Annotated in this window: 13 protein-coding genes and 2 tRNA genes; 5 read left to right on the forward strand and 10 right to left on the reverse strand. The window is 64.4% G+C overall.

What is annotated here, in order from left to right:
• The first annotated feature begins 415 nt into the window (after nt 1-415).
• On the forward strand, nt 416-1,825 hold the full coding sequence (locus tag SLQ30_RS04225; protein ID WP_319448977.1) for a wax ester/triacylglycerol synthase family O-acyltransferase: 1,410 nt from the start codon (nt 416-418) through the stop codon (nt 1,823-1,825).
• Between the two features lie 58 nt (nt 1,826-1,883).
• Here the strand turns inward: SLQ30_RS04225 and SLQ30_RS04230 are convergent.
• From SLQ30_RS04230 to dnaA, 10 genes are all read right to left on the reverse strand, one after another.
• Nucleotides 1,884-1,956 (reverse strand) — tRNA-Ala (locus tag SLQ30_RS04230).
• Between the two features lie 145 nt (nt 1,957-2,101).
• Nucleotides 2,102-2,175 (reverse strand) — tRNA-Ile (locus tag SLQ30_RS04235).
• A gap of 65 nt (nt 2,176-2,240) precedes the next feature.
• Nucleotides 2,241-3,128 (reverse strand): DUF3566 domain-containing protein, encoded by an 888-nt coding sequence (locus SLQ30_RS04240; protein WP_319448944.1) that lies wholly within the window; start codon nt 3,126-3,128, stop codon nt 2,241-2,243.
• 60 nt (nt 3,129-3,188) lie between these two features.
• Nucleotides 3,189-6,974 (reverse strand): intein-containing DNA gyrase subunit A, encoded by a 3,786-nt coding sequence (gene gyrA, locus SLQ30_RS04245; protein ID WP_319448943.1) that lies wholly within the window; start codon nt 6,972-6,974, stop codon nt 3,189-3,191.
• Between the two features lie 35 nt (nt 6,975-7,009).
• The gene (gene gyrB, locus SLQ30_RS04250) at nt 7,010-9,043 is read right to left on the reverse strand and encodes a DNA topoisomerase (ATP-hydrolyzing) subunit B (protein WP_319448942.1); all 2,034 of its coding nucleotides are present in this window, start codon (nt 9,041-9,043) and stop codon (nt 7,010-7,012) included.
• A 217-nt stretch (nt 9,044-9,260) separates the two neighbouring features.
• On the reverse strand, nt 9,261-9,830 hold the full coding sequence (locus tag SLQ30_RS04255; protein WP_319448941.1) for a DUF721 family protein: 570 nt from the start codon (nt 9,828-9,830) through the stop codon (nt 9,261-9,263).
• Nucleotides 9,827-10,987, reverse strand: a complete 1,161-nt coding sequence (gene recF / locus SLQ30_RS04260) for a DNA replication/repair protein RecF (protein ID WP_319448940.1) — start codon at nt 10,985-10,987, stop codon at nt 9,827-9,829. The genes SLQ30_RS04255 and recF overlap by 4 nt, the downstream gene beginning before the upstream one ends.
• A 20-nt stretch (nt 10,988-11,007) precedes the next feature.
• On the reverse strand, nt 11,008-11,925 hold the full coding sequence (gene gnd, locus SLQ30_RS04265) for a phosphogluconate dehydrogenase (NAD(+)-dependent, decarboxylating) (RefSeq protein WP_413467941.1): 918 nt from the start codon (nt 11,923-11,925) through the stop codon (nt 11,008-11,010).
• A gap of 6 nt (nt 11,926-11,931) precedes the next feature.
• On the reverse strand, nt 11,932-13,131 hold the full coding sequence (gene dnaN / locus SLQ30_RS04270) for a DNA polymerase III subunit beta (RefSeq protein ID WP_319448938.1): 1,200 nt from the start codon (nt 13,129-13,131) through the stop codon (nt 11,932-11,934).
• Between the two features lie 586 nt (nt 13,132-13,717).
• Nucleotides 13,718-15,190 carry a chromosomal replication initiator protein DnaA gene (gene dnaA, locus SLQ30_RS04275; RefSeq protein WP_319448937.1) on the reverse strand — a complete coding sequence of 491 codons (1,473 nt, stop codon included), beginning with the start codon at nt 15,188-15,190 and terminating at the stop codon, nt 13,718-13,720.
• A gap of 563 nt (nt 15,191-15,753) precedes the next feature.
• On the opposite strand from dnaA, the gene rpmH reads away from it, so the two are divergent.
• The 4 genes from rpmH to yidC are packed head-to-tail and all read left to right on the forward strand — an operon-like array spanning nt 15,754 to nt 17,710.
• On the forward strand, nt 15,754-15,897 hold the full coding sequence (gene rpmH, locus SLQ30_RS04280) for a 50S ribosomal protein L34 (RefSeq protein WP_068001749.1): 144 nt from the start codon (nt 15,754-15,756) through the stop codon (nt 15,895-15,897).
• Between the two features lie 31 nt (nt 15,898-15,928).
• Nucleotides 15,929-16,288 (forward strand): ribonuclease P protein component, encoded by a 360-nt coding sequence (gene rnpA / locus SLQ30_RS04285; protein ID WP_319448936.1) that lies wholly within the window; start codon nt 15,929-15,931, stop codon nt 16,286-16,288.
• Complete coding sequence (yidD, locus tag SLQ30_RS04290; protein ID WP_319448935.1) at nt 16,285-16,575, forward strand: membrane protein insertion efficiency factor YidD; 291 nt, start codon at nt 16,285-16,287, stop codon at nt 16,573-16,575. The genes rnpA and yidD overlap by 4 nt, the downstream gene beginning before the upstream one ends.
• 43 nt (nt 16,576-16,618) lie before the next feature.
• Nucleotides 16,619-17,710, forward strand: a complete 1,092-nt coding sequence (yidC, locus tag SLQ30_RS04295) for a membrane protein insertase YidC (RefSeq protein WP_413467942.1) — start codon at nt 16,619-16,621, stop codon at nt 17,708-17,710.
• Nucleotides 17,711-17,784: the final 74 nt, after the last annotated feature.

Raw genomic sequence — 17,784 nt, forward strand, 5'->3', positions numbered from 1 at the left:
GCGTTGCGGCCAGCCCGGACGGTAGTCTTAACATTCCGGCGGAGGGGGCGGTTCGGGGACGACCGCGAGATCCTTCGGAGGATGTCCGGAGGGGTCTTGGCCCCCGCCGGGAGCCAAAAGTGGCCGGCTCCGGGTTCGCTCTTGGCGCCCGGTTCCGTGGGAGAATCCCGCACGAATGGGCGTCCGACGGGAAAGCGCCGGGCACACGAACCGGCACTTTTGGCAACTCATGGGCAGTTCGCCGGATCTGCACCATTAGCTCGCGTCCTCCCTTGAGCCGGGATAGCATCTGGCAAAAAGCTCGGACGCGTCTGATACCCGGGGGGTAAGCGTGAGCGGCAATGACACAGTCGGCGACACGGCAACAGGCACGGGCGAGGTCGCGACAACGGTTGAGTCCGTCGACGCCGCCGGATTGCCCACCAAGCTGCGACCGGCCGACTATTTGCATCTTCGTGGTGAAACCAACCCGCGAACCCGCTCGGGTGGCATGGGGGTGAATCTCCTGGACACCACCCCGGACTGGGACACCTTCCGCGCCCACTTCGACAACGCCTCCCGACGTGTACTGCGGCTGCGACAGAAGGTCGTGGTGCCCACATTGCGAACGGCTGCACCCCGCTGGGTGGTAGATCCTGACTTCGACTTGAACTTCCATGTGCGACGGGTGCGCGTACCCGAACCCGCCACGATGCGCGAAGTCTTCGATATGGCCGAGGTGATGCTGCTCTCACCGATGGACCTAGCGCGGCCGCTGTGGACGGTCACACTGGTCGAGGGGCTTCCGGAGGGTAGGGCCGCGATGCTCTTACACACCAGCCATGCGCTCACCGACGGGGTCGGCGCAGTCGAGATGTTCGACCAGATCTTCGACCTGGAGCGCGATCCACCGGCCGAGCCGCCGCCTCCGCCACCAGTCCCGCAGCCGCTGTCCCCCAACGGCCTGATTCGGCAAGGCATTCAACAGGTGCCCCGCGCCATCGTCAGTGCAGTCTGGGGAGCGCTGTCGATGATCCGCAGTGTCGTGCTCCGCCCGATGTCGGCGGCCGCGCGCGTCGTCGGCTATTCCCGCTCGGGCATTCGGGTGCTGACTCCACCCGCGGAGCAGTCGCCGCTGCTGCGCCAGCGCAGTCTGGCCACCCGCACCGAAGCGCTCGACATCCGGGTTTCCGACCTGCGCAAGGCCGCGAAGGCCGGCGGTGGCTCCTTCAACGACGCCTTCCTAGCCGCTGTGTGCGGCGCGGTGGGGCGCTATCACGAGGCGCTTGGCGTCCCGATTGACACGCTGCCGATGGGGGTGCCGGTGAACTTGCGCACCGAAGCCGACCCTGCTGGCGGCAACCGGCTCACCGCCGTTTGCCTGGCGGCGCCGGTCGGGATGGCCGATCCGGTCGCGCGCATGCGGGCGATCCGCGCGGAGATGGCGCGGCGCCGCGAAGAGCCCGCGAGGGACATCGTCGGTTCCATTCTTCCCATACTTGCTTTGTTACCGCAGCCCCTGCTGGAGGCCATCACCGGCGGGAAAGGTCCATGGGATCTGTCGGCCAGCAATGTGCCTTCGTACCGCGACGGCACCTACATCGCCGGTGCCGAAGTGCTGCGGCAGTACGGCCTTAGCTCGTTGCCTGGGATGGCGATGGCGGTACTGCTTCAATCGCTGGGTCCGTGGTGCACTGTCTCGGTGCGCTACGACAGGGCGGCAATCCAGGATGACGAGCTGTTCGCCCAGTGCCTACGGGAGAGTTTCGACCAGATCCTCGCGCTGGCGGGTGAACCAGCGCCGCGCGTGGCGTTGGCGTCGTCCGCTCGCGACCTGGCTGGGTGATGAGTTGGTCGCCTCTACGGGTACGACGTCAAGGCCGGTCGGACCGCTAGTTTTCTCGTGGAGCCTAGGAGATTCGAACTCCTGACATCTGCCTTGCAAAGGCAGCGCTCTACCAACTGAGCTAAGGCCCCTTATTGCGGTCGGTCAGCTTGGCTGATCCGCGGCTGCGTGCCACACCTCGACGCGGCTGCGCGACCGAATGATCACCACGCCAGCCACGAGGACGGCCACCACCACGAACAGCCTCACTGCACACCTTCCACGAAAGGCAAACCGTGGGCCTGGGAGGACTCGAACCTCCGACCTCTTCGTTATCAGCGAAGCGCTCTAACCACCTGAGCTACAGGCCCGTAAATGGAACACGGCCGAGCGACGAGATTACCGCAACGGCAGCCCGGCTCCCAAACCGCTCGTTTTAGTCGCGATCGGCGAGGGTGACTTCAACGCCACCGACGAGGTCGGTGGTGAGGTTGTAGATGAACGCGCCACACGTGGCCATGGCGGTCAACAGCACGATGTTGACAAGGCCGATGAGCGCCGCGCCACCGAAAATGGTGCCGCTGGAGACCAATTCGCCGCCGCTGCCGCCCGAGCTGGTGAGCAGATCGCCGACGTTGCTATTGAGCTTGCTCCACACGCCCATCCCGCCGAGCACCAGGTACAGGAACGCCACGGCGATCATCCACACGAAGAACGACGCCACCGACAGCACCAGCGAGACCTTGAGCACACTCCACGGGTCAAGCCGCCGGATCTGCATGCTGGCACGTACCGGGCCCGCTTGCCTGCTTGCCGACCCCGCTCGGGTAGACGGCGGGCGGATCGCCGGCTCGACAGTGCTGCGGTCGCCAGTTGACTTGCGCGGCGATTGGCGGGAGGACCCGGAAAGGTCCGGCAGCTCGCTGGCATAGGTCTCGGAACGGACGCTCTCGCTGCGGCCGGCCGGTGGCGCGACATCGGGTTCCCGCGCAGGCGTACCCGACGACCCGCTCGGTTGTGCGGGCGCGGCCTGGGCCGCAGGACCGCCCGAGATGAACCGGTTGAGTCGAGCATCGGCGCCGCTGGGGGAGTGGCCCGCCGCGGTGCCTGCCCGTCCGCCTTCGACGTGCGAAGGGGCGTCGGAGCCACGCGGTGGCCTGGCCCGCGATGTGCCCCGCTGCCAGGGCGGGACGTCCACGTGTTCGCCGGGCGTACTGAAGCCCACTGGACCCGGTCGTCCGTCGCCTGTCCCGTTAGCCGAGCCATTGGTGCCGCCGGCACCGTCCCCCGTGCGGGGTGGTCCCGGTTCGTTCGGTGAACTCACCTGCGGCTCCTTAGCTCAGGTCGACTGCGGTTGGCAGTCGGCTTGCCCACGTCCCGGCACTTACGTCTCGCCCGACTCGTCGGCTGCGTCGTCCTCGGCAGCGTCCTCGTCGGCGTTGCGCGCGACGGCAATCAGTGTGTCGCCCTCGCCGAGGTTCATCAACCGCACCCCCTTGGTCTGCCGTCCGGCCTTGCGCACTTGACGTGCCCTGGTCCGGATGACACCGCCACCAGAGGTGATGGCGTAGAGCTCCGTATCGTCGTCGACGATCAACGCTCCGACCAGAGTGCCACGTTTGGGGTCGTACTGGATCGTGAGGATGCCCTTGCCGCCACGGCCCTGGACCGTGTACTCCTCGATCGCCGTGCGCTTTGAGTAGCCACCCGACGTCGCGACCAGCAGATACGTGCCTTCTTGGACGACGTTCAGCGACAGCAGTTGGTCTTCATCGTTGAACCGCATGCCCTGGACGCCCGAGGTGGCGCGTCCCATCGGCCGCAGCGCCTCGTCGGTCGCCGAGAACCGGATGGACTGGCCCTTCGCCGACACCAGCAGCAGGTCCTCCTCCGCCGAGCACAGCACCGCGCCGACGAGTTCGTCGCCATCGCGCAGGTTGACCGCGACGATGCCACCCGAGCGGTTGGAGTCGAAGTCAGTGAGCTTCGACTTCTTCACTAGACCGTTCTTCGTGGCGAGCACCAGGTACGGCGCGTCTTCGTAGGTCTTGATCTGAATGACCTGCGCGATGCGCTCCTCCGGCTGGAAGGCCAGCAGGTTCGCGACGTGCTGGCCGCGCGCGACCCGGGACGCCTCCGGGAGTTCGTAGGCCTTCGCGCGGTACACCCGGCCCTGCGTGGTGAAGAACAGGATCCAGTCATGCGTCGACGACACGAAGAAGTGCCTGACGATGTCGTCCTGCTTGAGCCCTGCACCCATGACGCCCTTACCGCCGCGCTTCTGGCTGCGGTACAGGTCGGACTTGGTGCGCTTGGCGTAGCCCGTTTCGGTGATCGTGACGACCACCTCTTCGCGTGCGATCAGATCCTCGTCGGCGACGTCGCCGTCGGCCGGGATGATGCGGGTGCGGCGGTCGTCCCCGTACTTCTCGACGAGCTCTACAAGTTCGTCGTGCACGATCGCGCGCTGGCGCTCCGGCTTGGCCAGGATGTCCTCGAGGTCGGCGATCTCCGCCTCGATCTTGGCCAGGTCGTCGACGATGCGCTGACGTTCCAGGGCCGCCAGGCGACGCAACTGCATGTCGAGGATGGCCTGCGCCTGGATGTCGTCGATGTCGAGCAAGTCGATCAAGCCGGCCCTGGCGATGTCAACGGTCTGCGACGCCCGGATCAATGCAATGACCTCGTCGAGCGCGTCGAGCGCCTTGACGAGTCCGCGCAAGATGTGTGCGCGCTCATTGGCCTTGCGCAGCCGGTAGGTGGTCCTGCGCACGATGACGTCCAACTGGTGAACCACGTACAGGCGGATCAGCTGGTCGATGCGCAGGGTGCGCGGCACGCCGTCGACGATCGACAGCATGTTGGCGCCGAAGCTGGTCTGCAGCTGGGTGTGCTTGTAGAGGTTATTCAGCACCACCTTCGCCACTGCGTCGCGCTTGACCTCGACGACGATGCGCAAACCAACGCGGTCGCTGCTCTGGTCCTCGATGTTGGAGATGCCCGCGAGCTTGCCGTCGCGGACCTGATCGGCGATCGAGGTGATGAAGTTGTCGTGGTTGACCTGATACGGCAACTCGGTGATGACGAGCAGCGTGCGGCCCCTGCTGTCTTCCTCGACCTCGACCACGCCGCGCATGCGGATCGACCCGCGGCCCGTCGTGTAGGCGTCGTGGATACCTTGCGACCCGACGATCAGACCGTAGGTGGGGAAGTCCGGCCCCTTGACCCGCTCGGTCACCGCAGCCAAGGTGGCCTCTTCGTCGGCCTCGAAGTTGTCGAGGCACCAGAACACCGCCTCCGCCAGCTCCCTGAGGTTGTGCGGCGGCATGTTGGTCGCCATGCCGACCGCGATACCTCCCGAGCCGTTGGCCAGCAGGTTGGGGAACCGGCTGGGCAGCACGGTCGGTTCCTGCACCCGGCCGTCGTAGTTCGGGATGAAATCGACTGTCTCCTCGTCGATTTCGCGTAGCATTTCCATCGCCAGCGGCGTGAGTCGCGCCTCTGTGTTGTGGCTGACGAAGCCATTCGTAATGAAGCTGTGGTCGTCGGTGTCCACCCGGAGGCTGTAGACGGGTTGCACGCCGGCGTCGGTGACACTGGCCACGCGGGCGTAGTAGAAACGCCCGTCGGTGAGCTCTCGGGCAATCGCACGCACATCAGCGTTCGCAATATGCCCGAGGATCTCGGCGCCATCGCGATGCCAGCGTGACAACCGGTCGACGTTGTGCTTCCGCAGCCATTCCTTGTCGGCCCACCGGCCCCCACTGTGAGCACGAATGAACTGCGCTAGCCCCGGAACATGATCTCGGTCGAGACCAACTGCTGTTACGGGCAATTCACCGAGAATCGCCGCGAGCTTCTCCTGTTTCGCCCCTCCGAAGCCGACCTGCGCCGCGAACCACTCGGCGTGGGCGCGGTTAGTGATGACCACGTTGTGTTCACCCGTGGCATGGAGGTAACGGCGGGAGATGACACCGAACTCCAACAACAGCTGTTGGACGTCCTTGGACAGTTGTGCGCTTCGTGTCGAATAGGAAATCTGGATGGTATTGCGGGGTAATGCAGAGCACGACCCATCACCTTCGAACAGGGCCTGCAGGAACGCCCGCTTGACCGCGGCAGGGGTGTGCCACAGCCAATCCGGTACCGCCTTCGCAGCGGACCTCTGCCCGACCATCTCGCCAAGACGGCTGGCGCGCAACGCCTTCGTGTTGTGGATGTCCAATTCGAGGAGATTGGAACCCGATGCAATGGTGCGCTCGTAGACGTAGCGGGGACCGCCAACGACCGCGTCATACGCCGTAACGACCATGTTGAAGAAATCGCGATCGAGATTGTTGAACCCGGCCCGATTCTCGGACACGAAACCCTCGCTGATGAAAGCGCCGAGCAGGAGCGCCTCCAACGTATCGAACCAGTCCGCGGGACCAAACTCGGTCGGTGGTGTGCGTTGGATCGCAACGCGATCATCCGGACGGATTTCTTCAATGAGCTTCCAGAGCAACGTGGGAACCCCTGCAACGTCGACCAAGCAAAGAAGCGGGTGGTTGGCCGTGCCCGTGACGGTGTAGCCCTCATCGGTCTCGACCGTGTAGGTGTGATGGTCCCCGGAATGGAACAGCCGGTCTGCGGCGACGGGGTTGCCATGGCGGTCAAGCACCTTGACGTCGACGACATTGTCCGAGTTCGGCCGCGCTCCCGGCGCGATGTCGGTAATCCGCGCCGACTGCCCAAACGGCAAGCGCACCAACGCGTCACCGGTAACGCAGTACCTCATGGCAGCCGGCGGGTCGTTGCCCGGTGAGCCGAAGTTGCCCTGCCCGTCGACCAATGGATAGCGCAGCGACCACGGCTGCGCCATTCGGACGAGGGTGTCGTAGATCGACGAATCACCGTGCGGGTGATAGTTGCCCATCGTCTCGGCAACGGAGCGTGCCGATTTGGCATGTCCACGATCGGGTCGGAAGCCCGAGTCATACATCGCGTAGAGCACTCGGCGGTGCACCGGCTTGAGGCCGTCGCGCACCTCGGGGAGCGCGCGGCCCACGATGACGCTCATCGCGTAATCGATGTAGCTGCGCTGCATCTCCTGCTGGATGTCGACCGGTTCGATGCGGTCGGTGGTCACGCCATCGTCGCCGCCGCTGGGGGGCAAGGTGGTGTCAGTCATCGTGTTTCAGCCCTATTCGTCTTTGGATACCGGCGTTAAACGTCGAGGAAGCGGACGTCTCTCGCGTTTCGGGTGATGAAGCTTCTGCGCGCTTCGACGTCCTCGCCCATCAGGATGGAGAACAGTTCGTCGGCCGCGGCGGCGTCGTCGAGGGTGATCCGGCGCAACACCCGGGCACTCGGATCCATCGTGGTCTCCCACAGCTCCTTCGCGTCCATCTCGCCGAGACCCTTGTAGCGCTGGATTCCGTCTTCGGTGTTGATCTTCCGTCCGGCTGCCCGACCGGCCTCCAGCAGTCCGTCCCGCTCGCGGTCCGAGTACGCGAATTCGGGTTCGCTGCGCTGCCATTTCAGTTTGTACAGCGGCGGCTGTGCGAGGAAGACGTGCCCATTCTCGATGAGCGGCTTCATGAATCGGAACAGCAGCGTCAACAGCAGCGTCGAGATGTGCTGTCCATCGACGTCGGCGTCGGCCATCAGCACGATCTTGTGATAGCGCAGTTTGGTGATGTCGAATTCGTCGTGAATGCCGGTCCCGAGCGCGGTGATGATCGCCTGGACTTCGGTGTTCTTCAGCACACGGTCGATGCGGGCCTTCTCGACGTTGATGATCTTGCCGCGAAGGGGCAAGATCGCCTGATACATCGAGTCGCGGCCGCTCTTGGCCGAGCCGCCGGCCGAATCACCCTCCACCACATAGACTTCCGACAGCCTTGGGTCGGTGGAGCGGCAGTCGGCCAGCTTGCCAGGCAGGCCGCCGATGTCCGTCGCGCTCTTGCGGCGCACCAACTCACGGGCCTTGCGGGCGGCCATCCGGGCCTGGGCGGACGAAACCGCTTTGTTCACAACAGTCTTGGCTTCGGCGGGGTTGGCCTCGAACCAGTGGCTGAGCTGTTCGTTGCAGATCTTCTGCACGAACGACTTGACCTCGGTGTTGCCCAGCTTGGTCTTGGTCTGCCCTTCGAACTGCGGATCGCTGACCTTCACCGAGATGACGGCGGCAAGTCCTTCGCGGATGTCGTCGCCGGTGAGGTTGGCGTCCTTCTCCTTGAGCAGCTTCTTGTCCTTGGCGTACTTGTTGACGACCGTGGTCAACGCACTTCGGAAGCCCTCTTCGTGGGTGCCGCCTTCGTGGGTGTTGATGGTGTTCGCGAAGGTGTGCACCGACTCCGAATACCCTGCGTTCCACTGCATCGCAATCTCGACCTCGTGACCGGGGCCCTTGCCGTCGAAGTCGATGATGCTCTGCTGGATCGGAGATTTCGTGCGGTTGATGTGCTTGACGAAGTCCACCAGGCCGCCGGGATAGTGGTAGGTGCGGTGCTTGGTCTTGTGAGGACCCTTGGCCTCCGCTTCCTTCTCATCGGCGGACTTCGGTGCCTCCGCCGTATCGCTGACGACTTCGTCCACGACCTGGTCGACCGTGACGCGCTCATCGATCAGGTCGATGGTCAGCCCCTTGTTCAGGAACGCCATCTCCTGAAGCCGTCGCGCCACGGTTTCGAAGTCGTAGACCGTGGTCTCGAAGATGTCGGGGTCCGCCCAGAACCGGATGGTGGTGCCGGTCTTCTTGGACGCCTCGCCCTGCTTCAGGGTGCCGGGCACGGAGCGGTCGTAGTACTGAAACCACTCGAAGCCGTCGCGCATGACCGTGGCCTCGAGCCTGGTGGACAGGGCGTTCACCACCGAGACACCAACGCCGTGCAAGCCACCACTGACGTTGTAGCCGCTGTTCTCGCCGCCGAACTTGCCGCCTGCGTGAAGCTGCGTCATCACGACGTCGATGGTGGGAACGCCAGATGCGTGCATGGCGACGGGGATGCCGCGGCCGTCATCGGTGACCTGGACGCTGCCGTCGCCGAGGATCTTCACGTCGACCCGACTCGCGTAGCCGGCCATGGCCTCGTCGATCGCGTTGTCGACGACTTCCCACACCAGGTGATGCAGGCCGCGCTCGCCGGTGGAGCCGATGTACATGCCCGGGCGTTTTCGGACTGCCTCCAAGCCCTCCAAAACGGTGATCGAATCGGCGCCGTACTCCTTGGGTGCACTCTTTTTCGGGGCAGCCACGTTGAACGAGTCTCCTTGGGGTTTGCAAGCAAGAGGCGAAGGCCGCTCGCGGTCTGATTCGAGTCTACCGTCAGGCACCGTCAGCACTGACTCTGAGGCGGCGTTTCTACACAGCTATTTGCGCCCTGATCGGAATATCTCGGCAAGCGGAGCGTCCTGACGCTTGAGCGCTCGGCTTTTTCTCTTGTCGGCGCTTTCAGACAGTGGTCGCGAATGCCTACCCGTAGGTGTCCCGCGGGCCGCGCCCCGAGATGTGGAACTTGCCCTTGCGCCAGTTCGGAGCGGCGGGCCCGACGATCCGCAGCGACGTCACGACGCCGTCACCGACCGCGGCCGCGATTTTCGCAAGGAGTTGCGCCTGAACCATCCGCAACTGGGTGGCCCAGGCCGTCGACTCCGCCTCGACGGTGAGCACGCCGTCCCGCAACGATGCCGGGTTCGCGTGTTCGGCGATCTGCTCACCCACCACCGTGGGCCACTGTCCGAACACCGACCCCTCCGCTACGCGGGTGGACCACCCTCGGGTTCGGGCCAGGTCCATGGTCGCCGCGCCGAACGGTTGCGGGTCGCGCTTGTCCGGGCCGGGTCCCGACCACGAACGGCGCTGCCCCTTCGCCCGCACGGGTCGGCCCTTCGACGCTCCGCCACGCCCCACGTCCTTGCCCTGGCTGCGGGCCGCGCCGCGGGCTTCCTCGAGGGTGCGCCGAACGAGATCCATCCCCTTGAGGTGGGCCAGCTCATCTGGTGGCCCCGACGGCTCCTGATCGGGCCCGCGCTCGTCCGTCATCCCATCACCTCCGAGAACCGTCCGTCGTCGCCATCCTGCATACCGATCTCTATTCTGCGCGCATCCCAGCCGGTTGGTACGTCATCTTCGACTGCGGCGGTCACCAGCACCTGCTCGGCGGACTCGGCCGCACTGACCAGCGCCCGTCGGCGAGCTGAGTCGAGTTCGGCGAAGACGTCGTCGAGCAACAGCACCGGGTCGCTCCCGTCACCCCGAAGCAGCTCGTAGGAGGCGAGCCGCAGCGCCAATGCCACCGACCACGACTCCCCATGACTGGCAAAGCCTTTCGCAGGCTGATCACCGAGCCGCAGCTCGAGATCGTCGCGGTGCGGTCCAACCAGACACACGCCGCGCTCCAACTCCGCGGACCGTCGGCGGCCGAGTTCCTCGAGCAAAGCTGCCTCGTACGGCGCACTGGCCACGGTCCCACCGGTGGCCTCCGCCTGCACCGCCTCGACCCCGCTGCGATACCGGCCAACGGCACTGCGCGACGACGGTGCCAACAGTTGATAGGCCTTCTCCACTTCGGGCGCCAGCGCGTTCACCAACTCGACCCGCGCAGCGATCAGCTGCGCGCCGTGCGCGGCGAGGTGGCCATCCCATACGTCAAGCGTGTCGAGTGCGCTGGAGTCGTTGCGGTATCGACCGCCGGCGGCGCTCTTGAGCAACGCGGTGCGCTGCCGAAGCACTTTGTCGTAGTCGGCGCGAATGCCCGCGACGGCAGGCCTTCTGGTGGTCGCCAACTCATCGAGGTAGCGCCTGCGTTCGGCCGGATCACCGCGCACCAGCGCGAGATCTTCCGGGGCGAAGAGCACCGCGCGCAACACCCCCAGAATCTCGCGGGCGCTGCGGACGGGGGACCGGTTCAGCCGTGCCTTGTTCGCCCGGCCCGACGTGATCTCCAGATCGATGGCCAATTCTCGGCCGTCGCTGACGACAATCGTCGAGACCACGGCTCGGTCTGCACCCGCTCTGATCAACGGCGCGTCGGAGCCGACCCGATGGGATCCCAGCGTCGCCGAATACCACAGCGCCTCAACGAGATTGGTCTTGCCAAAGCCGTTGGGACCAATGAAGACCGTGCGTCCGGGCTCGAGCTCCACGTCCGCACGCGGCCACGACCGAAAGTCGGTCAACCCTAAGTGGCGTACGTACAAGCTCTATCCCAACCGACTGATCAGCCGGAGGTGGAGATCCGCTTGACGGCGTGCCCACCGAACTGGTTCCGCAGGGCGGCAACGGCCTTCATCGTCGGCGAATCGTCTTGCCGGGACAGGAACCGAGCGAAGAGCGCGGCCGCAATGGCAGGAACCGGTACCCGCAGTCGGATCGCCTCTTCGACCGTCCAGCGACCCTCGCCCGAATCATCGGTGTAGCCCTTGATCTCGGCGAGTTGTGGGTCTTCCTTGAGCGCCTTCGCCAACAGGGTCTGCAACCACGACCTGACGACGGTGCCGTTGGTCCACGCCTGATAGACGGCCTGAGGGCTCTTCACCAACGGTTCGGCTGCCAGCAATTCGTAACCCTCGCCGTAGGCCGTCATCATGGCGTATTCGACACCGTTGTGCACCATCTTGGCGAAGTGGCCAGCGCCCACGGGGCCGGCGTGTACGAATCCGTCTTCCTGCGGTCCCGGCGGACGGAGGGTGTCGAAGATAGGCATTACCTTGGCGACGTCCTCATCGGACCCACCGACCATCAGCCCGTAGCCCTCGGTGAGCCCCCAGATGCCACCGGACACACCCGCGTCAATGAACCCGATTCCCTTGGCCGCCAAGAGTTCTGCGTGGGGACCGTCTTCGGTGTAGCGCGAATTGCCACCGTCGATCACCAGGTCGCCGGACGTGAGCACATCGGCCAGTCCGTGGATGGTGCCGTCGGTGACCTCACCGGAGGGGACCATCACCCAAACCACCCGCGGCGCGGTCAACGCAGCGGCAAGCCCGGCCAGATCGGGGACGTCAGTCACTTCCGGGCGCGGGTCGTAGCCGATTACTTCGTGGCCGCCCTCGCGCAACCGTTCGCGCATGTTGAAGCCCATCTTGCCGAGACCGATCAAGCCCAACTGCATGTGCGCCTCTTCCGTGGAAGTCAGGGCCGGTCAGCCCGGAAGGCGTACCGGCATCAACAGGTATACGTAGTCGGTTTGAGCAGCAGGGAACGGCCCGCTCGAGCCGGCATACCCATCATCATCGCCTGCCGGACGCAACACCGCGGGTCGACTAGGTGTCGTAAAGCCGAACGTCACCTTCTCCGAGTGCAACGAACCCAATCCGTCGGTCAGATACGTTGGATTGAAAGCGATGGTGAGCGGCTCACCGTAAAACTCGACCGGTAGGTCCTCTTCCGCGCGACCAACGTCGTCGGCGCCCGCGGCCAAGCGAACGACGTCGGCGGCGAACTCCATCCGGATCTGAGCACCACGATCGGCCACCAGCGCGACGCGCTTGATGGCATCGGTGAGCTCGGCAACCCCGATGGTCGCGATTGCCGTGTGTTCGGCAGGCAGCAACTGACGAAACTTCGGGAACTCCGCGTCGAGCAGTCGGCTGGTATTCCGCTTGCCCGCACTGCGGATACCCAGCAGTCCGTCCTTGCCGACGGATGCGCCCGCACCCAACGAGAGGTGGACGTCGCCTCCGTCGGTGCCGGCCTTGGCAGCCTCGGCAAGCGTCTTCGCCGGGGCCAGCACCGCGGCCTCGATGTCGGCCGACGCCGTGGTCCACGTCAGCTCACGCACCGCAAGTCGGAACCGGTCGGTGGCCGCCAAAACGACTTTCTCACCGGAGATCTCGACCCGGATGCCCGTCAGCATCGGCAACGTGTCGTCCCGGCCCGCCGCGATCGCAACCTGACTGATCGCCTGGCTGAAGAGTTCGGCCGACACCACTCCGGTGTCTTCGGGCAGCGTGGGCAGCTTCGGGTAGTCCTCGACGGCCATGGTCGGCAGCGAGAAACGCGCGTTGCCGCAGCTCAGCGCGACTCGGGTGCCCTCGACACTGACGTCGACTGGCTTGGCCGGCAGCGCGCGGGTGATCTCCGACAACAGCCGACCTGACACCAAAACACTTCCAGGAGAAGCGATTTCGGCTGCCACGGTGACTTCGGCCGAGACCTCGTAGTCGAATCCTGAGATCGTCAGGCCGTCGTCGGACCCGGTGAGCAACACGCCGGAGAGCACGGGCACGGTGGGCCTGGTGGGCAGAATGCGCGCCACCCACGCCACCGCATCGGAGAAGTCCTCCCGGACCAGCCGAAACTTCAAATCGGTGTGACCAACTGTGGTTGTCGCCACGTCCATAGCGTCCCTTCGATGAAACTCCAGCCGCAAGCTCTGAGCAGCGTAGTTACGAGTCTCTCACCACGCTGAGCCCGCTGTCCGTACCGACTGCCGAAGACCCACCGTAGAGCCTTCCGCTCCAACTTGAAAGCTAATCGATTGGAGTGACAAACCGCTGAGTGAAGGGCTCCGAGCGAGCTGTCCCCAAGCCTTGTCTTCAAGTAGTGAACCTTTGAAGAGAACGAAGTAGTAGTAATAGGGCCTGTGCAGGTTGGGGATCAACCCATAGGCGTCCAGGTGGGGTGTGGTGCACGGGTGTGAGTGACCTGTGGAGCATCCGGTGATTCCGTGTTGGTAACTGTGGACGAAGCGAGGCTCGTGAATGAGCCGGTTGATTTGATGTTGATTCGCGGACTGGTTCTCCACGAGTGCTCCACACCGATTCGGTGTGACGAGTGGGGCAGACGCGACCAATGTTTTTGGCCGAAGAAGGCCGAAGAAGTTTGAATCAGGGCGAAGTTGGGTGGCATTCGGCGCGGGGAGGGCTGGCGCTGGGAGCGCCGGGCCCGTGGAACGTCAGCTTTTGGAACGTGAACGTTGGGGAACGTCAGCGCTTGGAACGCTGACGAATCCGGGTCGTGAGTTCCTTGACGTGATCGAAGACTTCGCGGCGCTGGGCCATTTCGCCGCGGATCTTGCGTTCGGCGTACATGACGGTGGTGTGGTCGCGGCCGAAGCCCTGGCCGATCTTCGGAAGCGACAGGTCGGTCAACTCGCGGCACAGATACATGGCGATCTGGCGAGACTGCGCGAGCGCCCGGGTCTTTCCGGGTCCGCGGAGCTCTTCGATGGTGGTCTCGAAGTACTCCGCCGTCGCAGCCATGATCGTGGCCATGCTGATCTGCATGGTGCTGGCGTCCGAAATGAGGTCGCGCAGCACGATTTCGGCGAGCGACTTGTCGATGGCGCTCTTGTTCAGCGAAGCGAAGGCGGTGACCCGGATGAGCGCACCCTCGAGTTCGCGGATGTTGCGCTCGATGCTGCTGGCGATGAGCTCCAGGACGTCGTCGGGTACGTCCAGACGGTCCATCTGTGCCTTCTTGCGAAGGATCGCGATGCGCGTCTCGAGTTCCGGTGGTTGAACGTCAGTGATCAGTCCCCACTCGAACCGGGTCCGGAGTCGGTCTTCTAGCGTGGCCAGCTGCTTGGGCGGCCGGTCGGAGGAGATGACGATCTGCTTGTTCGCGTTGTGAAGTGTGTTGAAGGTATGGAAGAACTCCTCCTGGATCCCTTCCTTGCCTTCGATGAACTGGATGTCGTCGACCAGCAGCACGTCGATGTCGCGGTAGCTCCGCTTGAACGAAGCCTTGCGGTCGTCGCGCAGTGAGTTGATGAAGTCGTTGGTGAACTCTTCGGTCGAGACGTACTTGACTCGCATGCCGGGGAACAGCCGCTGCGCGTAGTTTCCGGCGGCGTGCAGTAGATGCGTCTTGCCCAGCCCCGACTCGCCCCAGATGAACAAGGGGTTGTACGCGCGGGCCGGCGCTTCTGCGATGGCTAGCGTCGCGGCGTGCGCGAACCGATTGGATGCACCGATGACGAACGTGTCGAACGTGTAGCGCCGATTCAGACTCAGATCGTTGGAGGCCGGGTTTTGCGGACGGTTCGTGAAGTGGCTCGGCCAGGTCTCTTCGGCGCTGGCGAGCGCTTCTTCGTCGTCATCCACCTCGTCGGGATCGGGGAGGGTCTCCGAATCTTCGTCGAGTCCGGGTTGTGGGGTGGCGATGCGAACGCCCAGCTCGACTCGTTGGCCGAGGTGTCTGCTCAGGCTGCTGATGATGGGTTCGCGAAGGTGACGCTCGATCTCATTCTGGACGAATGGCGTCGGCACCGAGAGCAGAGCAAAGCCCTCGGCAATCACCAACGGCTGGACGAGCTTGAGCCATGCTCTTTGCTGGGCGGTCAGGGTCGGCAGCGCAACGTCGCCGTTCACGTGTCCCTGGGGCGACGTTTCTCCGTTGAGTTCGGCAACGACGTTCTTCCAGATTGCGACGAACGGCGGATCGGGGTCGGCTGTCAACGAGACGTACCCCCTCTAGGCCAAGCTCAGGGATGGCCAAGTTGACGACGGCAAAGTGTCCACATGGTTATCCACAGTCTGTGGATAACGAACAGTCGCCGTCGTTCGTCGTGTGTGGGCAAAAAGGCCATGCGTCGGGGCTCGTCACAGGCGCCGTGCGATCTGTGGGCTCGCGGCTGGATGACCGTCCTTGCTCCGTTGTCTTCCGCCGTTCCGGTCTGAAACGGCACTGCCAGAAGCTAACAAGTTTTCGGGCCCTGTGCCAACAGTTCTGCAACATTCCTCGGCGCAGACTGGACGTCTGCCCGGCGGGGGTGAACGATGTGACGAATGAGGTCTGAAGCGGGGCTGTGCGAGTAGGTTTGACCTAGGGAAATCTCGTCAGTACCCTCGAACAGTCGCCCGTACGTGGCGATACGGCAGCGACCCGGAACTCCGGGGTAACGCGCCGGGGCTAGCAAGCAAGACGAACGTTCGTACGAAACCGCGATCGCGTCTGCACGGCATGGAAGTTCATGTGTGTGACGGACTCGGACGCAAGGTGTAACTGAGGAGATATAGCCGTGGCCAAGGGCAAGCGGACATTTCAGCCGAACAACCGGCGCCGTGCACGCGTGCACGGGTTTCGGCTTCGTATGCGCACGCGCGCTGGCCGCGCCATCGTGTCGGGCCGCCGTAGCAAGGGCCGTCGCTCGCTCACTGCGTGATCCTGCATGAGTACAGGCAGGGTCTAGCGAAGTGCTTCCGGCCCAGTACCGGATGACACGGTCGACGGACTTCGGCCAAGCAGTGAACAGGGGAGTCCGCACCGTTCAACCCGATCTGGTCGTCCACGCGCTCCGAGCGAAGGACGACGAATCTGGCGTGCCGAAGATCGGGCTGGTCGTCTCCAAGTCCGTCGGCAACGCGGTGCAACGCCACCGGGTATCTCGCATCCTGCGCCACGTCGCGCGCGGCGTGCTCGAGGAGCTTGCCGCCGGCGACAAGGTCGTCATACGCGCGCTGCCGAGTAGTAGGTATGCAATCTCCGCGCGGCTCGAGCAAGAGCTGCGCACTGCGCTGCGGCGGACGCAGGGCCGGACCGGGGCGACACGGTGAGCGGCGGCCGAGGTTCCAGGGCGCTCGCGCGCGGCGTCATCCAGCTCGTTCAGCTGTATCGCACGTTGATCTCCCCGTTGCGTCCGGCCTCCTGCCGGTTCACCCCGACGTGTAGTCAGTACGCCGTGGATGCCTTGCAGGAGTACGGACTGATTCGCGGGAGTTGGCTGGCGACCGTGCGGTTGGCCAAGTGCGGACCGTGGCACCGTGGAGGGTGGGACCCGATCCCCGAACGATCCGACGAAATCGAGCGTGACCCGAAGCTGAGGAGCGATTCGCTTGTTTAACTGGTTCAGTCTCGACTTCATCTATTACCCGGTCTCCGGGATCATGTGGGTCTGGTACAAGCTGTTCTCGTTTCTGCTCGGATTGATCCCCGGCGTCCACGGACCGACGAACTTCTTCGCGTGGGCGCTGTCGGTGACGTTCCTTGTGTTCACCCTGCGCGCCATCCTGTACCGCCCCTTCGTGCGGCAGATCGAGACCACGCGTCAGATGCAAGAACTCCAGCCCCAGATCAAGGCGCTTCAGAAGAAGTACGGCAAGGACCGCCAGCGGATGGCGTTGGAGATGCAGAAGCTCCAGAAGGACCACGGGTTCAACCCGATCCTCGGGTGCCTTCCGATGCTGGCCCAGGCGCCGGTCTTCATCGGCCTGTACCACGTGCTGAATTCGTTCAACCGCACGCAGACGGGCTTCGGCCGACTGGGGCTGACCGTCCAGGAGAACGCGTCGCTCGGTAACTACTTCTTCAGCGCTGAGGACGTTCGCAACTTCCTGGATGCGCATCTGTTTGGCGCGCCACTTGGCGCCTCGATGATCCAGACGGTGGGCCTGGGCGCGTTCAAGGAATTCAACCGTCCGTCCGTCATTGCTGTCGGTGTGCCGCTGATGATCATCGCGGGCATCGCCACCCACTTCAACAGCCGGGCCTCGGTGGCGCGTCAAAGTCCCGAGGCTGCGGCAGCCCCGCAGACCGCGATGATGAACCGACTGGCGCTGTACTTCTTCCCGCTGTTCGTGGTGATCGGCGGACCCTTCCTACCGATCGCCATCATCATGTACTGGGTGTCCAACAACATCTGGACGTACGGCCAGCAGCACTACGTGTTCGGCAAGATCGAGGAGCGCGAAGAAGCGAAGAAGAAGGAAGACCTTGAGCGCCGCGCCTCGAATGCCCCGGCGCCGGGCGCCAAACCGCGCAAGGCCAAGGGATCCGGTGCGGCGAAGCCGGTGGCGAAGGCCGACGCCGCTGCGGACGTAGTGCAGGACTCGGACGAATCTGACGCAGCCGAATCGACGGCTGTGGGCGACGTTTCCCAGACTGGGACTGAGCTTGGCGACAAGAGTGTCGGCGTCCGCAACGGCGCCCCGAAGAATGCCCCGCGCCGAACGAACCGGCCGAAGAAGCGAAGGCCTTGACCGCGCTTCGGACCTAGACCCCCAATGCGGTCCGCGGTGTCACCGCGTACCGCCGATGAATGAAGAAGAGAGGA

Source organism: Mycobacterium sp. RTGN4, assembly GCF_033804635.1.
GTDB lineage: Bacteria > Actinomycetota > Actinomycetes > Mycobacteriales > Mycobacteriaceae > Mycobacterium.

Coding starts and splice junctions, on each gene's coding strand:
- gyrA (WP_319448943.1), bottom strand. CDS start 6,974: ATGACTGACACCACCTTGCCCCCCAGCGGCGGCGACGATGGCGTGACC.
- SLQ30_RS04255 (WP_319448941.1), bottom strand. CDS start 9,830: ATGACGGACGAGCGCGGGCCCGATCAGGAGCCGTCGGGGCCACCAGAT.
- dnaN (WP_319448938.1), bottom strand. CDS start 13,131: ATGGACGTGGCGACAACCACAGTTGGTCACACCGATTTGAAGTTTCGG.
- yidC (WP_413467942.1), top strand. CDS start 16,619: ATGTGGGTCTGGTACAAGCTGTTCTCGTTTCTGCTCGGATTGATCCCC.